Here is a 16,057-nt window from a genome sequence, read left to right on the forward strand (position 1 = left end):
AGATCATCTCCTTAGCTTGCGCCAGACCGGCGTACCCAGCCGCACGGTGCGGGTGGTGCTGTCGCTCTGGCTTTGGGTGATGACATCGGCCACCCGGACGGTGGCCTTGTAGCCCAGCTCCGGGATGGTGCAGAAGGCCACGTCACCGGGGGAAAGGCCCTCGGCATCGATGGTCAGCTCAATGGAGCCGGTGCGCAGCTGTTCCAGCAGCTTTGTGGTGCCCCGGGCCATGAGCCGCTCAAGGTAGGCTTCGCTCCTGCTGGTCTCGCCCTTTTCCTCGTCCGGCTGCACATCCCGGGCATCCACATACAGCTCCCGCCGGTCGGCTCCGGTGGCATCCGTCAGGCCCACGGTCACGGTGGCCCGGCTCTCGCCCTCGCCAGCGCCCTGCACGATGGCAACGTTGGCGTAGTCGGAATCCCCGAAGGCCCACGCGGCCTGCTGCAGGTTGCCCCACTTTGTGCTGAACCTGTTGTTGAGGTCGGCGGTGGGCCGGTAGACCTCGAACAGCAGCTTTTTATCTGCGTTCTTGCCTGCCAGCCGCACCCGGAAGCCCAGGTCGCAGGCCGCGCCGATGGTCATCAGGTAGTCCATGATGCTGCCGCCGGAGGTCTGGGCGGTGTAGGTGGTGTCAAAGCCCACCAGCTCTCCCAGCTCCAGCTTGGGCCACGGCTGCATGGCACTGACCAGCCTGCGCATGGCGGCTTCCGCGTTTTCACTCTTCACGGTACTGGTGCAGGCCCGCTTGGTGAAGATCCACGTTCCCGGGAAACCGGTGACCACCAGATTGCTGTCGGTATTCTCGTTGCTCCGGTGGCAGATGCGCATGGGCACATCGCTGTCACTGCGGCGCAGCCAGCGGCCCTCCCGGAGCAGGGAAAGGTTCTCTTCGGTGGGTCTGACTTCCAGCGTCATGCTCCCCTCGGTGTTGTAGGGCTCGTCCCAGTAAAGGCTCACCCATACCTCCACCCGGCCCAGCCGGGCAAGAGTTAGTTCATCCAGCACATCCAGCGTCATGCGATCACCTCCGGCAGAATGCCCGAAACCATGGGGTAAAAGCGCACCGTCACCTGCAGGCTGGTCTCGCCGCTGTCGGCGGTGGCTTTGAGTAAGTTGTCCCCGGGGGCCAGCTCCAGCAGGTCGCTGTCCTCGTCCAGCAGGGCGAAAATGTTCTCCTCCGTGCCGTCCTCTGTCCGCTTGACGGCCAGCTTGTCGGTGGTGGTGCGGTAGATCTCGATGACCTGCCCCGGGGTCAGGGTGGTCAGGATGCGGATGCTCTGGCCCGTGATGATGTTCAGCACGGTGGGGTTGACCACTGCGCCGTCGCTCTTGAGGGTGGCCGTGAAGGGCACTGCCAGCGCCCCGGGGTTATAGGCATTCAGCCAGCCGATGGAGGTGCGCACGCCGAAACGGTGGGGTGTGCTGTAATTGATGGGCAGCCTGAAGCTGGGCACAAAGCCGTTGATGCAGAAGCTCTGGGCGGTCAGGTCGTACCAGAAGGGTTTCGGGCAGAAGAGCATGAAGGCCAACACCGGGTAGGGGTGGATGCTCTTTGTGTAGGGGGTCTTGGAAAGCACGAAACGACAGAAGAATTTATCCTCGAAATACATTGTGCCGCTGGTGAAATAGGGCAGCTTTTCCAGCAGTAATTCCGCATCCGCATCGCCGTGGGAGCTGTGGCAGTGGATGATGAGCTCACGGCTCACCCCGGCCACGCTCTGGCGCTCCACGCTCACGCCCACCTGGTTCACGCCCTGTGCGGTCTGCACGTCCACGTCTACGCCATTGATGGGGTCGAGGGAGTAGGGCGTGCCGTAAGCCCACCCGATGTCGAGAGTGGCCCCGGCATCCGTGACCAGCTGCAAATGGTCTTTTCTGAATGGCATTGTGGAGCCCTCCTTTCATCGTTTCTGGGCCTTGGCCCGGTCGGCTTCCCAGCGTGCTTCCCGCTGGAGATCTGCCGCCGTCTGGGCCTTGGAGTAGATATTTTGGATGATGTTGGTGTCGCCCTCCCGGTGGTACTGGTTGGCGGCTGCGGCCACCTGTGCCGTGCCGGAAGCGGCCACAGACCGGCTGATGGCCATGTTGTCAGACAGCACCAGCGTGTTGGCCTGCCGCACCATTTCGGCCAGCTTGCTGTTTGCGGCCAGCAGGGCCTCGGTGTTGGCCTCCACAGCGTCGGTCAGGTCTTTGTCCGGGGTGGGGGCGGTCGGCGTGGTGGAGCCAGGTTTTGTGCCTGTGGTGGTCTTAGCGATGTCATCCAAACTGCGCTCCACCTTTGTCTGGATGCCATCCACATAGGTGGTCACGGTCTTGTAGGAGCGCTCCACGCCGTCCACCAGCTTGGTACCCGCCTCGGTGACGGTCTTGGTCACCCGCTGGGTGATCTTGCCGGTCTCATCCTGCAGCTTCTCGGTGAGCACTTTGGTGGTCACGGTGCTGCCGTCGGCATTGGTGGTCTTGCTGGTGTCGGTCATGCTCTCGATGACCTTCTGGGAGGAGGCAGAAGAACCGGAGCTGCTGGGGTTATTGGCAGCTTCCTGCTGCTTTTTTCGCGCCTCCTGCCGGGCCTTGCGGTCGGCAGCGATTTGGTTGGCATAGTCCCAGGCGGGGTTACTGACATAATCGAGCGTACCGCCGTAGAGCCACGCCACCTTGTTGTACATCCAGATCAGGCCGTTGATGAGGACAACGAAGCCCTCGATGCCCGCCGCCACGATGCGCATCAGGCCCTCGAAGATGTAGCTCATAAAGTCCTCGACACCCGCCCAGACGGACTGGAAGCCGTTGGCTACTTCTTTGTTTTTGCCGGAGAAGTTCAGCAGAGCCCCCACCAGCATCCCGATGAGGGAGATGACAAAGAGGATGGGGTTCGCGTCCATGGCCACGTTCAGGGCGGTCTGCCCGGCTGTGGCGCTGGCCGCGGCGGGCACGAACTGCGCCACCAGCCCCATGGCCAGATTGGCGAGGTTCCCGAACACGCCGCCCAAAGCACTGCCCAGCTGGTTCAGGGCCCCCATGGCCACGCTCTGGATCTGCGCCTGCTGCTCCTTGGTGCAGGCCTGCCAGAAGTAGCTGGCCGCCCACAGACCCAGGCTCTCGAGGTCGCCATCCTTGAGGGCCGTTGCCAGCGTCTCGATGGCCCCCAGCGCATCCGTCTGGATGTCGGCCTGGATCTGCGCCCAGCCCTCGGTGAGCTTGGTGCGGAACTGCTCCGTGATGGTAGCTCCTACGTTAGCAAAATCCGGCCCGTTGGTGGAGAGGGTCTGGGCAATGTTCTGGATGGCCTGCTCTGCCGCCGGTGCACCGGTATTGATGCCGTTGACAAGGCCCTGCGTGACGTTTTCGCCGATCTCGGTGAACACCTTCGAGGGCGAGTGGATGCCCAGCACGTTCTTGACGGTGCTTACCATGCCGTTGACTTTGCCCTTGACTGTGGACACCAGCGTGTCCCACATCTCGGTGATGCCGTTCAGCAGGCCGGTGACGATGTTCTCGCCGATGTGGCCCCACTCATCCATACTGCCGTCCCACACGCCGGTGAGCTTTGCGATGCAGGCGAGGGCGGCTTCGCCCAGGTTCTCGATGCTGCGGATGATGCCGTCTACCAGAGTGGTCAGCAGGGCCGCACCGCAGTTCAGAAGGTCTGGCAGGTGGGAGAGCAGCGCGGCAGAAAACTTGGCAATCAGCTCCGCTGCTGCTGTGATCAGCTGGGGCAGGTTGTCGGTGATGCCGATGATGAGCTGTTTCAGCAGTTGGATGCCCGCGTCGAATATCTCGTCCTGATGGTCAGCCAGATACTGCACCAGCTTGGTGATGACCTGCGTTGCTGCCGATGCCAGCCCGGGTATCTTCTGAACAACACCTGCGGTCAGATCTTCCAGAATGCCGCTGGCTGCGTCCAGCATGGCGGGCGGGCCGCCCTCATTCAGAGCGCTCGTCAGGGTGTTCAGGCAGTCGGTGCCCCAGTTGGCGGCTTCCATCAGGCCCGGCTCCAGGGCCTCGAATAGGTCAATGCTCAGGTTCTCTGCCGTGGTCTGGAGACTTTCCATGCTGTGCTGGAAGGTGTCCGTCATGGTCTGGTAGGCGGTGTCGGTCGCTCCGGCACTGTCCAACATCTGGGCCAGCACGCCGTTGAATTTGTCCGCACCGCCCGATGCCAGTGAAAGAGCACCGGTTCCGGCTTCCACGCTGGACCACAGCCCCGCAAAGGCGGTGCTGTCGTTGCCCACGCTGTCGTACAGGATCTGCAGTACATCGCCAAGGCTCTTGCCTTCGGCGTTCAGCTGGGCAAAGCTCTTACCGGTCTCAGCCTGCAAGATCTTGCCTACGGTAGAGCCGGTGTCTCCCAGCTCGTTCAGCATGGATTTTGTGTAAGTAGTTGCCTCTGCAGTGGCGATACCGTTGGCGGTCATCACGGCTAGACCACTGGACAGGTTTTCTACGCTGACGTTGTAAGCAGCCGCCAGCGGGATGACACGGCCCATGCTGGACGAAAGTTCGTCCACGCTGGTTTTGCCCAGGTTCTGGGTGGTCAGCAGCACATCCGAAACATGGGTCGCCTGGTCGGCGCTCAAGCCGTAGGCGTTCAGGGCAGTGGTCAGGATATCCACGGCGGAGGTTGTGGAGGTAAAACCGGCGGTTGCCAGTTTCGCTGCCTGGCCTGCAAATTCCACAGCGTTGGCCGTGTCCTGCCCGGCGCTGATGGCCTGGTAGGTAGCCTCGGCAATATCCGTGGCCGCAATGCCCATGGTGTTGGACATGTCCGTGATCTGACTGCCCAGCTTCTGGATCGAAAGCTTGCCAAGATCGGCGATGGTCCCGACTTTGGCAAGCGATGTCTCGTAGACGGAGCCGTTCCGGATCGCGCTCTGGGCAAGATTCGTCAGCTGGCTGCTGGCCGTCTTTACCAGGTCTGCAATCAGCGTTCCGGCGGCGACGGTCATGCTGCTGACACCCTGCGTGAAGCCGCTGGTGTCCAACTTGGTGTTGCCGGTAACGCTAAAATCAAATGCCACTGTGTCCACCTCTCAATCGGAGCGCGGGCACAGGGGCACAGGCTGCTATAACTTGATTTCTATCTCCCGCTTACATGCGGGGTTTTTGCATTTTACCCACAAACCGTGGGCGCAGGCTTCGGGAGCAGCCCACACGGGCAGCGCTCTGCCGCAGAAGGGGCAGGGCACCGGGGCGCGGGAATCAGCTGAAGCGGTCGAGGAAAGCGTCCTCGTGCTCTTGCAGGGTCTCGTTCCGCTTCACCCCCTTCAGCCCATCCGGCAGGGCAAAGCGCTCTTTCAGGGTCTCGTAGTAGTCCCGGTCGGCTCTGTCCATGCCGGAGGTGTCCTTGCCCCGGATCTCCACGATCTTGCCCAGCGGAGTTTCCGGCGGCAGGGCGTGCAGTAGCGCTTTGAAGCGCCACCAGTGCACCTTGTCGGTGGTCAGGTCGATGCCGTAGGCCTGCTGAAAGGCCCCCACGATGTAGTCGGCATCGCACCGGTAGTCCAGCACAGGCTCGTCCTGTGGGTCGCTGCTGCTGCCAGTCCCGGTGCGCTCCTCGTCCTCGGGGCCTCCGCCCTGGCAGAAACGCACCAGAGATGCAAAGGCTTCCGGATATTGCGCCACCGGGATCGGCTCCACAAAGAAGAGCGGGATGGCCGATGCAATCAGCCGGGCGCTGTCCTCGTCGGTTTTGACGCGGCGGGTGCGGATCAGCAGCCAGACCATGGGCCGGAAGTCCCAGTTAATGGCGCGGCCCTCCCACTCAGTGGGCAGGGTGTCCGTCAGCAGGTCATGCATTGTCCAGTGCCTCAAGCTCTGCCTTCAGCTGGGCACGGCGGGCGGCCTTTGCCGCTTCCTGCGCCTGGAAATCCACCACGGCGGGATGTGCCTTGATTGCGGCCCGACGCTGCTCACGGTTCATGGGGGCAGGGATGGCCTGTGCTGCCGAAGCCTGCGCCCGCTCCTCGGTGGGGTGGATCAGCGCGCTGACACTGGCCTTTTCTGCGGCCATGGCTTCGGCAAAGGCCTTGCTGACTGTCAGGCAGGCGTTGAAGTTGCTGCCGTCCAGCCCAAGCTTCTCAGAAGCACCCTCGCCCAGAACCTCGTCCAGGTAGTCCATAAAGATGCGGCACTGGAAGCGCAGCCAGGCAGGGTAATCGCTCTCGGGAGTGTAGCGGCTGCCCTCCGTCCGGGCACGTTCCTGCTGCCGGGTCTGTGCAGCCAGCATCCGATCCACGTCGTTGGCGTTCAGGGTAGAAAAGTCAAAGTCAATGCCGTTGATGGTCATGGGAAATCCTCCTGTTACAAAAAGGGCCCCCGTTCACCGGAAACGAGGGCTGTGTGGTGTTGTTATCAGACCTTGGCAGCCTTGGTGGACTGCGTGTCGGCCTGAGTCAGGGTCAGGTAGTTGAACTCAGCCGGAACGCCAACACCCTTCACGTCGCAGGCAAAACCTGCGGAGTTGCTGGCGGAGCCGCTTGCATCGGCAGTGACGATAAAGGCGGCTTCGCCCTTCTCGCCCTTGCCGGTCTTTGCGCTGAAGTAGATGTAGGGGAAAACCACCTCAGTGCCGGAGCCGAACTTAATCCTGTGGGAGAGCAGGAAATCCTGCGCGGGGTCGCCCACGCAGCGGTTGCCGTTCAGGGAGAAGGTGCGCTGGGTCTCGCCCTTCTCGGTGACAGTGCCTGCGCGGATATAGGCCACGTCCTCGGTGGAAGCGTTCAGGGCACCGGAGTGCTCCTTGACACGCTCTGCAAACACGATCCAGTCGCTCTCCTTGGTCTGGGTGGAGGCATCGGTCTGGATCGCAAAGATGAAATCATCGGCCTTTTCGGTGCCGGTGTAGTCCGCGCTGGGCACGATGCCCTTCTTGGTCTTGAGCGCGGTCAGGGTTTCGGAAACAGTCATAGGATGGTCTCCTTTCAAAGTTTGGGTTGATAGTAGACGAGCCGGAGCTGCATCTGCATTTTGCAGCTTCCGGAGCCGTCGGTGACGATGTAGCCGGTGGAAGTGACTTCAATGCTCTGGGCTTCCTTGCCGTGCCCGCATTTGCTCAGATCAGGCAGGATGCCGCAGTCATTTTGTTCCATTACCCAGTCGGCCAGCTGTTCAAAGAAGCCGCTGTTCTCAATGGTGAGCACATCGGTCTCCCCGAACTCCCTTCGAGACAGGAAGAGGTAGTTCTTCGCCAGATCCCGCCCGGAGATGTACCTCTCCACAATGGGGTCGGTGGGGCTGTCCTCAATGGAAAAAGCAGTGGCTTCCTCTTCCAGCCCGGCAATGCGGAAGGCCGCACCGGTGGCATCCTGCTCCTCGGCGATGAGCGGGCAGGTCTTGAGCCAGTTCCGCAGGGCCGTAATGGACGCTTTGGGCATTACATTCCACCTCCCAGCTCTTTTCTGGCGGCGTTTTTGGCGAACTGGATCAGCTCGTCTTTGTGGTCGGCGATGGCCCGCTGCCCCCAGTAGGAGCCGCGCAGGTGGTTCTCTCCATGCAGCCCCTGCCCTTGCGTGTGCAGATAATACTGCCGCCTGGCATACGGGGTGTTATAGACCAGCTTTCCGCCCTTGAAGTCAGATGTCTGGTTGACGCTGTTCTTCAGCGTACCGGTATCGAAGGGCACATAAGGGTCCACAGCTTTGGCAACTTGCTGTGAGAACGCATACTGGACCTTCTGAAAGCCCTTGTCCATTTCGGCCTGAAAGCCGGGCCGGAACCTGAGCTTCAGGTCAATAACGGGTGCACTCATTTCCTCAGCTCCCCTCTACATGAAAATGCGGCAGCAGCGGTTCCCGGTTGTCGGAGACCGCCGCCACCGTGCAGCAGATGTGTGTTTTCTCGAGGGCGGCATACTCGGCCTCGGTCAGGCTGCGGACAGCGCCGCAGATGAGTTTGCCGCCCCGCTTGAGCGTCCAGTGTGCGGCCTTTTCCCCGGGCGGGAGCTTTGCCCACTGGAAATAGGACAGATACCCGGCGGCAGGGGGCAGCCGGATGTGCACCGTCCGCTGGGGGTCGCCGCCGGAGGTGTCCAGCTTCTCCCGCCAGCTGCTCCCCGGGATGACGTGGCAGACAGGCCGGTCAATCTCGGTGGCGGTGTCGTGGATGAGGTTCACCACAGTTACGCTGCACTGCATCAGAAACACCCCCGATACAGCAGGCCGTGGGGGTCGCTGCCCAGCGCGTTGGAGAGGATGCCCTGCGCTTCCGCTGCAAGCCGCTCAGAAAGCGCCCCGCTGGCGAAGGTGACAGAGTAGCCATCGTTGGACACGCTGGAAGCCCCGGGCACGGCACAGGCGCTCTGTGCGGCGCTCATGGCATCGACGATCTGGACGCAGGCATCGGCCAGCAGGGCGGCGCACCCGGCACAGGCCCTAGCGTGGGACTCTGCCCGGCCAAAGGTGTGCCGGTCGATGAGCCGGGAAGCCCGGGCACACAGCGTATCAAAGGCGGCCTCGTCCAGCGTACCTCCCGCTGTCTGGTACTGGTCATAGGTGCAGTAAAGCATGGCGGCCTCCTTATGCTGCGACCTTCTTCTTAACAAGAATGGTCTGGCCCTTGGTGACCTTGTAGGCGTAGACCTTGCGGCCCTGCACGGCAGATGCGCCGATGAAGTCGCCGGAGCCGGAGAGGTCCTGCAGGTGGACGGGAACGGCCCACTCATCGATGACGGCGAACCAGTTGGGATGACCGGCCACATACTCCACGTTTTCGCCCAGGGTGGAATCCTCGAACACGGTGTAGCCTGCGATCTTGCCCACAGCGCCGGTCTGAACGACCGCGTCGCCCAGGTCGGAAGCCTTGATGAACTCGGGGCTCTTCAGGAGCAGGCCGTAGGTGTCCGGGGAGACCAGCAGCCAGCGGCCTGCGGTGGGCACGCCGATGGAGGACTGCTGAGTGCGTGCATCCACGATGTTGGCGTAGATGGTCTTTTCGGTCAGGGCGGTGGTATTGCCGAAGGCAGTGCCTGCGGTGGTCAGCTCCACGGAGCCGTCAGAGTCCATCTGCAGGCCCAGAGAGTAACCGGCGCTGTCCAGGCGGTCAGCCACCAGATTGCCGGGAACGCTCTCTGCATCGAAACCATCGATGATCTCATTCACGGCCTTGTCGTGGTCGATGTTGACGGTGAGGTAGGTGGTGTCACCGCTGGTCTGCTTTGCACCCTTGGCCTTGTCGTAGTCGTTCACCACAACCTCGGTGTCGCGGACGGGAACCTTGACGGAACCTGCCTTGGGGCTGCCCTCGTAGCGGTTGTTGCAGATCACGCCGACTTTCTTCACCAGCGTCTTGCGCAGCTTGAGGTCAACCAGATTGGAATAGCGGACCTGTGCTTCATGTGCCATAAGAATATCCTTTCTCTCATTCAATGTTGATATCGGGGTTCATCGCCTTGAAGGCAGCGGTCACGGGGTCAACGTCCCCGGCGGGCGGGGTGCCGTGCTCTTTGCCGCTGGAAACGTGAACGGAACCAGCGCCGCCCTCTTCCGCCTCGCCAAAGGCCCAGGGGTTCGCCTTGGCGGCTTCTTCCAGAGCCTTGGAGATATCGGTGGAACGGTCCTTGGAGCCCTTGAGGGCATCCAGATCCAGCAGTGCCCGGACCGCCTTGACGCTGCGGCCCTTGGCTCCCAGAATGGCGGTGTTCAGGGCATTGTCAAAGGCAAAGCCCTCAGCCTGAGCCTGCATATCGCCCTTGAGTTTGGCAATGTCTGCCTCGTATTCCTCGGGCTTCTTCTTGCCGTCAAAGGCGGCAAGGCCGTCCTGGGCGGTCTTGAGCTGAGCCTGGGTGTTTTCCAGCTGGGTCTTGTACTGCTCGGCGGCAGTCTTTTCCCGGTTGACATCGTTACCGTTCTCGGCCATGATCCAGTTGAGCTGTTCCTCGGTGATGCCGGGGATCTGTTTCTTCACGTCTTCACGCTTCATGGTGGAAAAACTCCTTTCTGTTGGTGAAACCACGGTTTGGTGACACGGTTCTCCGTCCGTGTTCGGTTGTGGGCAGGGTACGCACTGCCCTCTGCGATGGCACCGTATGCAGGAATCGAACCTGCGGCATCCGGTTTTGGAGACCGGCGCTCTGCCACTGAGCGAATACGGCATGAAAAAAGCGCCCCTGCCCGGCTGGGCAAAGACGCTGGCGGTATTTGGTTGTTAGATGCCGGGGACGATTTCCTTAACACCCTTTGCAAATGCGGCGGCCTTTTTCATCAGACTGTTTTCCTGAAGATATTCAAGCCCCTGCAAGGTGATATGCGGTTCCATGGGCGGTTTGATGCGCTCCGGCTGGCGGATATACTGGACGATGTTCAGGCCCTCAATGTAACCTGCTTTCTGCAGCTGAATCAAAAGTGCCTGAAACCGGTTCGGATTCGTACCGAAGCGCTCGGCAGTAAAACCAGCGCAATCGAACTCCTCAAAGTCCATGCTCTGCTGCAGATGCTTCAAAATGCGGTAGATGACACGAAAATCTTCCATGATGACACCTCACTTCTTTTTGTTTAAGTCCATATACAGATACGCTTCCGGGTCGCCATACGCTTCCCGAGACCACTGTCGGTCTTGCTTGGCTGACAGGCGGGTCATGTGCAGCCAGACATCTCCATCTGTTCGCAATGCCGGATTCTTTTGCATTTCGTTCCAGATTGCAGAGGGTTCATCAAGCAGAAGCACTTCACTTTTTGTCATCTTTCAATCCCTCGATAAAATGATAGAGCTGCGGGTCTTTCTCTTTCAGGGCAGAGGGCTCCTGATAAAAAGCGCGATACCCTTCACTGAAATATTCCTTCAGCATATCTTCATTGATCTGCATCGTTCCGGCTTTAAAAATTCCATCCGTGGGAGATTCATATAGCCGTCCCTGATACTCAGAAATGAATTTGCTGTTCTGAAGAAGATAAATCGCTTGTGTATAGGTACTGTCATCATACACGATTTTAGAAAAATCTTCAACATCAATCCCGGATTTTCGGATGCTGATGTATTTGGAGTTGTGCCGCAGGTTGAGGGAAATCTCCAATGCGTGGCCATACTCGTGAATAACATCACCGCTTTTGCGCTCAGGGTGAAGATAAAGCGTTTTGTCTGGATAATAATAGCCGCTTCCAGCGGCATCTTTCTCTGTCATTACGACCTTGTTGATGATGCTTTCAGCCTTATCGCGCTGCCATTGAGGAATGACGGAAAGCTCTTTTTCAATGCCTTCACGCTCAGACTGTGAAACACTATCAGAAAAATTGAGTTTTTGAAGAATGCCGCGTGGCTCTGCCTTCTTCGCCGCCCACGTTGCCTTACTACTGGCGCTCCTGCCAAAGCCTGCCACGCTGGTGCGGGCGCTGTCGGCTCTGCCGCCGGTGGCACTGATAAAGTCAGCTAGCTCCTGACGGGCCTGCCGGAGCTTCACCGCGCTGGCGGTGGTGTCGGCCCCGGCGGCATCCTCAGCCAGATACCGGCGCTTGTACTTGCGCACGGTGCGCTCCCGGGCCCGCTGCATCTGGCTGATCTCGTACCGGGTGTATCTGCAGCCGTTGTACTCGATATCCCGGGCGTTGAGGGCTTCCAGGCTCTCCTGTGTCCATGCAGGCGGTGCACCCAGCTCCGGGAACACCGAAAAGAACTGATGCCGACAGTTCCAGCCGCAAAGCCCGGCCCCGGTGCCGTAGCCGGTGGCGGCCTCGAAGTCCGGGTAATGTCTGCCCATGTAGTCCACAGCGCCGCCCCGGTGGAACTGCCTGCCCTGCCACTCAGCGTGGGAAGGCCGGGCCCCGCCGTGGGCCGTGGTCTCGAAGAACTCAACCCCCATCTCATCGGCCCGGGCCACCTGCAGCTTTGCACCGGTCTGATTCACACCAGTCAGCACCGCCCGGCGGGCGGCAACTTCCAGCGTGTCGGTGTGGCCGGTGGGGTAGGTGACGTACTTCATGGTGTCGGCCAGACTGTCCACCGCGCTCTTGACGGCGCTCTTGTAGTCGAACGCACCGCTGCTCACCTTGAGATGGGCACGGTCGAGAGCGGCTTCAAACTGGCCGCTGACGGTGTTTGCCGTGGTGGCGGTCAGGTTGTGAAAGGTTCCTGCCGTCTGCTGATAGCCGGCGTTGAGCAGGGCCTGCAGGGTGGCATTGTCGGCAAAGGGCGTGGGTTCCTTGCCGTAGTGGTAGTAGATCTCGTCCTCGGCCTCCATGGCCCGGGTGGCCGCTTCCTGCATGAGCCGCCGGATCTCGGCTTCGCTCTTGCCGGTGTAGCGGGCCAGCTTCTTTACCACGTCCTGCCGGAGGGCTTCGGTCTGTTCATACCGCCAAAGCTGCCAGTTGGCCGTGGGGGTTAGGGTGTCCATTTTGGAGATGCGCCGGGCCACGTCTCGCAGGATGTCGTCCTCGACCTGCTGCCAGAGCAGCACAAGCCGGTCGGGTGCGTGGTCGAGATAGTCCGGGGCCAGCATCAGCCGCCCCCGCCGACGAAGCTCAGCTCAGGCTGCTTGTTCTCGTCAGCGGCTTCCTGCGCCAGCTTGCGGGCATCCTCTTCACTGACCCCGTACCGGGCAGACAGATACTTGTACCGGGGCAAAAGGCCGCTCAGGGCATCGTCCCGCATCTGGCTCATCCGGGTCTCGGCATCGGTGATGTAGCTGTCGTCCCAGTCCACAGAGATGGGGGTGTCGAGGTCCACCGCCGCTCCCTGCAGGTTCTTTGCCGCCCACAGGATGGCCCGCACGATGCCCACCAGCGCCCCCTCGATGGGGATCTGGTTCTTATTGGCGCTGGCCACCAGATCCTGACGGCTGCCGTTGTACTCGGTGGCTGTGGTCACGTTGCCCAGCTCGAAATTGTACCGGTGGCAGCCCAGGCCGCATTTGAAGCTGAACAGGTTCAGCATATCCTGCACAGCCTTGTGGTTCTGTTCCACCCGCAGGTCAGGGTTGTATTCGTGGTATTCGCTGGACTGGTCGAGGCTCCCTTCCTTTTGGGGCAGGGTGACGAATTGGCTCTGCACATCGTCATCGGGTGGAATAGAGTGCTCCACGCCCTCCTGGTCCACCACCTTGCGGCAGATGTCCGCAGAGTAGAAGATCTTCTTGTGGCCCAGCCGGATATCCTCCCGGTAGTTGTCAAAGGCAAGGTCGATGCCCTGGGCCTCTGCCAGTGCTTCGGCAAAGACGCTCATGCCCAGCCCTGTGCCGCCGTCAAGGTTCTTGACTGCGGCCGGGCTGAACAGGGCAAACCACGGGGGAGAACCCTCCACCGTGATGCTTTCTGCCGTACCCGGCGGGGCCTGCAGGGCTTCAAACACCGGAGCGCCCGAAACTCCATCCGTTACCCGGAACCACTCGTTGCGGATGGTGCGCCGGGTCTCATTGCCGGTGTGGGTCTGCAGATAGACTGCGGGTCTGCCCTCCATCATGCACTCGGAGACAAAGGCTGCTTCGGTCACGATGCCCCGTTCCACCCGCAGAGGCAGGATGCAGGAAGCCGGGTCATAGTCCAGCTTCAGGCGGGTATCCGGGCCGGGGACAGCTTTCCCTTTCACGACAGTCAGGTTTTCGGCACTCAGCACAAAGGCGCCGGTGCCGGACCAGTAGGCCTGTTCCACCAGAGCATTGGCATTGCGCCAGAAGTGCAGCTCCCGGAGCAGGCCGCCCACCTGCTGCTCATCGTCACCCAGCAGATAGGACGCGGTGTCAGCGTCCTTGATCTGGAAGGTGGTGCGGTCGTTCAGCAGGAGATTCGCCCAGTCCTCGCAGACCCGTTTCGGCATCCGCAGGGAGGCAATAGGGCGCTTCTTTGTGCCGTTTGCGTATTCAGCGGCACGGGTGTGTACCTTGGGCACGCTGCCCTGCCACCACTGCCGCCAGGTCTCGATGTAGCCGTAGTAGTCGGCATCGATGGCCCACCCGCGCGTCTTGTTCAGGTAGTTCAGAAATGCGGTGATGTTCATGTGTTGGTCAACCTCTTGAAATCGCGCTCGATGGTGTACTCGTAAGCGTCCAATGTGTCGATATCGGTGCTGCCGTCATCCAGCCGCTCGTCCACGCCGGGGTGCTTGCCGCTGTACAGGGCCGTGGCAAGGGCATCCCGGAGGGTGGAAGCCTCTGGCAGCAGCCAGAACCGCCCGCCGCCCATCAGGATGCAGGTCAGGCGGATACGGTCATTGATGCGGATCTTGGCGCTGTTTTCCACCCGGTCGGCCAGCCAGCTCAGTTTGCAGCGCCGGAGCCTTGCCCGGATGTGATTGATCAGCGTCTGCTCCGCGGAATCGCAGAAGATGTACTGGATCTCGCCCCAGCGGGCAAAGACAGCCATGCAGAACTCCAGCAGCCGGTCGGCCAGAAAGTCGGCATCCTGCGCCACAGGGTCGATGCGCTGGGATGCCAGCCCTACCACGCCGGACCAGCCCGGTAGGATGGCCGTTGCCACAAAGGCGTGTTTGGAGCCGTTGCCGCCAAAGTCCACCCCGATGCGCACCCGCCACGGGTGCAGCGGCTTGTCCACAGGCCAGAAAAAACGCCCATCTCCGGCGGCAAGGCTGTCGGCCAGCAGGCGGTAGATCACGCCGTTGGCGGCCATCCACTGCCCCAAGATAAAGCGGTTATAGTAGACCGTGCCGGTGTATTCTTTTTTCAGATCGGCCACGAACTGGGCCGGAAGCGTAGGGTTATCGTCGATGGTATACGCCTGACAGTAGATGTCAGCGTCGCTGTCCAGAAACTTCTTGAACCAGTGAGTGGGGCTTTCCGGGTTGCAGGTGCCGTCAAAATGGGAGTGGGGGCAGGAAAGGCGGCTTTTCAGCATCTGGAACACGCCTTCGTCCCAGGTGGTGATCTCGTCACCGTAGACGTACTCAAAGGCAGCGCCCTGAATGCGGGCGATGTGTTTCTTGTTGTCAGCGCCGAGGACATAGACCTTCTTGCCGAACAGCTGTACCACGTTGCCTGCTGCCGAGGTGCGGATCACGCCTACAAGGTCGGGGCCCCAGAGCTCCCGCATCAGGGACAGCACGTTGCGCTCCAGTGTGCCCAGGGTGTTGCCCATGAGCACCAGCAGGCCCTCGCCCCGGGCCGCGCAGATCCGCTTCGGGATGGTCACAGCGCAGTCCAGGTAGGTCTTGCCGCTTCGGGTGGCCCCGGTCTTGACGTTCCACCGGTGGGAACAGTTGCGCAGGTACTCCTGCTGAAACTCAGTCAATGGCACTGTCCACACCTCCCAGCAGCTCCTTGGCCTTTGCCAGAGCATCCGCGCCTGGGTCTTCCTGTACGGTCTCCTCACCCAGCATTTTCAGCAGGACATTGGCTGCCCTGGCATCGCCCTGCTTGGCAGCGGCTGCAATGCCCATGACCACGCTCATCTGGTTGTCCACGTCCTCCGGGTCAATCTGGTCCCGCAGCATGGCGTTTACCCGGCGGCGGTCGGTCTCCGGCAGGCTCAGGTAGTAGTCAGCCGCCTGACGCATGGACCGTTTGCGGCGGCGGGCCGCACCGGATGCAATGCCGCCCTTCTGGGCGATCTCTCTCTGTTCGCTCTCCGTTCGTTCATTGAACGGAATGAGATTCTTTTCATTCGACACGTCACCACCTCTCTCGTTGTCAGGGTACAAAAAAGCCGCCCCTCAGGACGGCAGAAAATAGCATAAAAAATCCCTGCATGTTTCCATGCAGGGCAATTGACGCACATCCAGCGGGAAAATACCTGAAACCCGCCTGTGGATTCCGGTGCCTCCGGCGTATGTGGGGAGGTCAGAGGGCGGGCAAGGAGATCCCGCCACCCACCACATGAGCTTCCGGTGGGGAGTATGTAGCCCCATGCGTCAGGCTGTACCGCCTACGGGGTCGGCGGCGAATTGGAACCGCCCTCGGAATCGAACCTTCCACGACTACACTCGTGAACGCGCACCACATTGCGCTCAGGCGGCATAATAGAAGCAGCTCACAGAACGTGATGTCGGACGGGCACATTCTGGAAGCTGCTATGGCATCGGTCTGCCTTTCGGCTTTGCCGATGGTATCACGATAGCACAGATGTCGATAACAAGTAAATCCTAGGGCATGTAAAAATAATGCGCTCCGACATTGTGCAAGGTG

18 protein-coding genes and 1 tRNA gene are annotated in these 16,057 nt (G+C 60.9%); all 19 read right to left on the reverse strand.

The window, feature by feature from the left end; genetic code table 11:
* Positions 1–3 precede the first annotated feature (3 nt).
* Complete coding sequence (locus tag D3F01_RS09500) at positions 4–1,017, reverse strand: siphovirus ReqiPepy6 Gp37-like family protein (RefSeq protein ID WP_242888177.1); 1,014 nt, start codon at positions 1,015–1,017, stop codon at positions 4–6.
* Positions 1,014–1,886, reverse strand: a complete 873-nt coding sequence (locus tag D3F01_RS09505; RefSeq protein ID WP_242888179.1) for a phage tail domain-containing protein — start codon at positions 1,884–1,886, stop codon at positions 1,014–1,016. Before D3F01_RS09505 ends, D3F01_RS09500 begins: the two co-directional genes overlap by 4 nt.
* Before the next feature lie 15 nt (positions 1,887–1,901).
* Complete coding sequence (locus tag D3F01_RS09510) at positions 1,902–5,018, reverse strand: phage tail tape measure protein (RefSeq protein WP_242888181.1); 3,117 nt, start codon at positions 5,016–5,018, stop codon at positions 1,902–1,904.
* A 181-nt stretch (positions 5,019–5,199) separates the two neighbouring features.
* Complete coding sequence (locus tag D3F01_RS09515) at positions 5,200–5,796, reverse strand: Gp15 family bacteriophage protein (protein ID WP_242888183.1); 597 nt, start codon at positions 5,794–5,796, stop codon at positions 5,200–5,202.
* Complete coding sequence (locus D3F01_RS09520) at positions 5,789–6,286, reverse strand: hypothetical protein (RefSeq protein ID WP_242888185.1); 498 nt, start codon at positions 6,284–6,286, stop codon at positions 5,789–5,791. Before D3F01_RS09520 ends, D3F01_RS09515 begins: the two co-directional genes overlap by 8 nt.
* A 65-nt stretch (positions 6,287–6,351) precedes the next feature.
* Positions 6,352–6,906, reverse strand: a complete 555-nt coding sequence (locus tag D3F01_RS09525; protein ID WP_242888187.1) for a hypothetical protein — start codon at positions 6,904–6,906, stop codon at positions 6,352–6,354.
* A gap of 14 nt (positions 6,907–6,920) precedes the next feature.
* Positions 6,921–7,373, reverse strand: coding sequence for a hypothetical protein (locus tag D3F01_RS09530; protein WP_242888189.1), 453 nt, complete (start codon positions 7,371–7,373; stop codon positions 6,921–6,923).
* Positions 7,373–7,747, reverse strand: a complete 375-nt coding sequence (locus D3F01_RS09535) for a minor capsid protein (protein WP_242888192.1) — start codon at positions 7,745–7,747, stop codon at positions 7,373–7,375. The genes D3F01_RS09530 and D3F01_RS09535 overlap by 1 nt, the downstream gene beginning before the upstream one ends.
* Positions 7,748–7,751: 4 nt before the next feature.
* Complete coding sequence (locus tag D3F01_RS09540; RefSeq protein ID WP_242888195.1) at positions 7,752–8,132, reverse strand: hypothetical protein; 381 nt, start codon at positions 8,130–8,132, stop codon at positions 7,752–7,754.
* Entirely contained in the window at positions 8,132–8,503 is a 372-nt protein-coding gene (locus D3F01_RS09545; RefSeq protein WP_242888198.1) for a hypothetical protein, read from the reverse strand. Before D3F01_RS09545 ends, D3F01_RS09540 begins: the two co-directional genes overlap by 1 nt.
* Before the next feature lie 10 nt (positions 8,504–8,513).
* A complete protein-coding gene (locus tag D3F01_RS09550; RefSeq protein ID WP_098922811.1) occupies positions 8,514–9,338 on the reverse strand; it encodes a hypothetical protein in 825 nt (274 codons plus the stop codon).
* A gap of 16 nt (positions 9,339–9,354) precedes the next feature.
* Positions 9,355–9,915, reverse strand: a complete 561-nt coding sequence (locus tag D3F01_RS09555; protein WP_227613009.1) for a phage scaffolding protein — start codon at positions 9,913–9,915, stop codon at positions 9,355–9,357.
* Between the two features lie 97 nt (positions 9,916–10,012).
* Positions 10,013–10,087, reverse strand: a tRNA-Trp gene (locus D3F01_RS09560).
* Positions 10,088–10,140: 53 nt separating this feature from the next.
* A complete protein-coding gene (locus tag D3F01_RS09565; protein ID WP_242888200.1) occupies positions 10,141–10,464 on the reverse strand; it encodes a YjcQ family protein in 324 nt (107 codons plus the stop codon).
* Between the two features lie 9 nt (positions 10,465–10,473).
* Complete coding sequence (locus tag D3F01_RS09570) at positions 10,474–10,674, reverse strand: hypothetical protein (protein ID WP_117477235.1); 201 nt, start codon at positions 10,672–10,674, stop codon at positions 10,474–10,476.
* Entirely contained in the window at positions 10,661–12,424 is a 1,764-nt protein-coding gene (locus D3F01_RS09575) for a phage minor capsid protein (RefSeq protein WP_242888202.1), read from the reverse strand. Before D3F01_RS09575 ends, D3F01_RS09570 begins: the two co-directional genes overlap by 14 nt.
* Entirely contained in the window at positions 12,424–13,917 is a 1,494-nt protein-coding gene (locus tag D3F01_RS09580; RefSeq protein ID WP_242888204.1) for a hypothetical protein, read from the reverse strand. Before D3F01_RS09580 ends, D3F01_RS09575 begins: the two co-directional genes overlap by 1 nt.
* The gene (locus D3F01_RS09585) at positions 13,914–15,170 is read right to left on the reverse strand and encodes a phage terminase large subunit (RefSeq protein WP_242888206.1); all 1,257 of its coding nucleotides are present in this window, start codon (positions 15,168–15,170) and stop codon (positions 13,914–13,916) included. Before D3F01_RS09585 ends, D3F01_RS09580 begins: the two co-directional genes overlap by 4 nt.
* The gene (locus tag D3F01_RS09590) at positions 15,157–15,543 is read right to left on the reverse strand and encodes a hypothetical protein (protein ID WP_242888208.1); all 387 of its coding nucleotides are present in this window, start codon (positions 15,541–15,543) and stop codon (positions 15,157–15,159) included. The genes D3F01_RS09585 and D3F01_RS09590 overlap by 14 nt, the downstream gene beginning before the upstream one ends.
* Between the last annotated feature and the right edge of the window lie 514 nt (positions 15,544–16,057).

The organism is Faecalibacterium sp. BCRC 81149, from assembly GCF_022750605.1.
GTDB classification, from domain to species: Bacteria; Bacillota; Clostridia; order Oscillospirales; family Ruminococcaceae; genus Faecalibacterium; species Faecalibacterium duncaniae.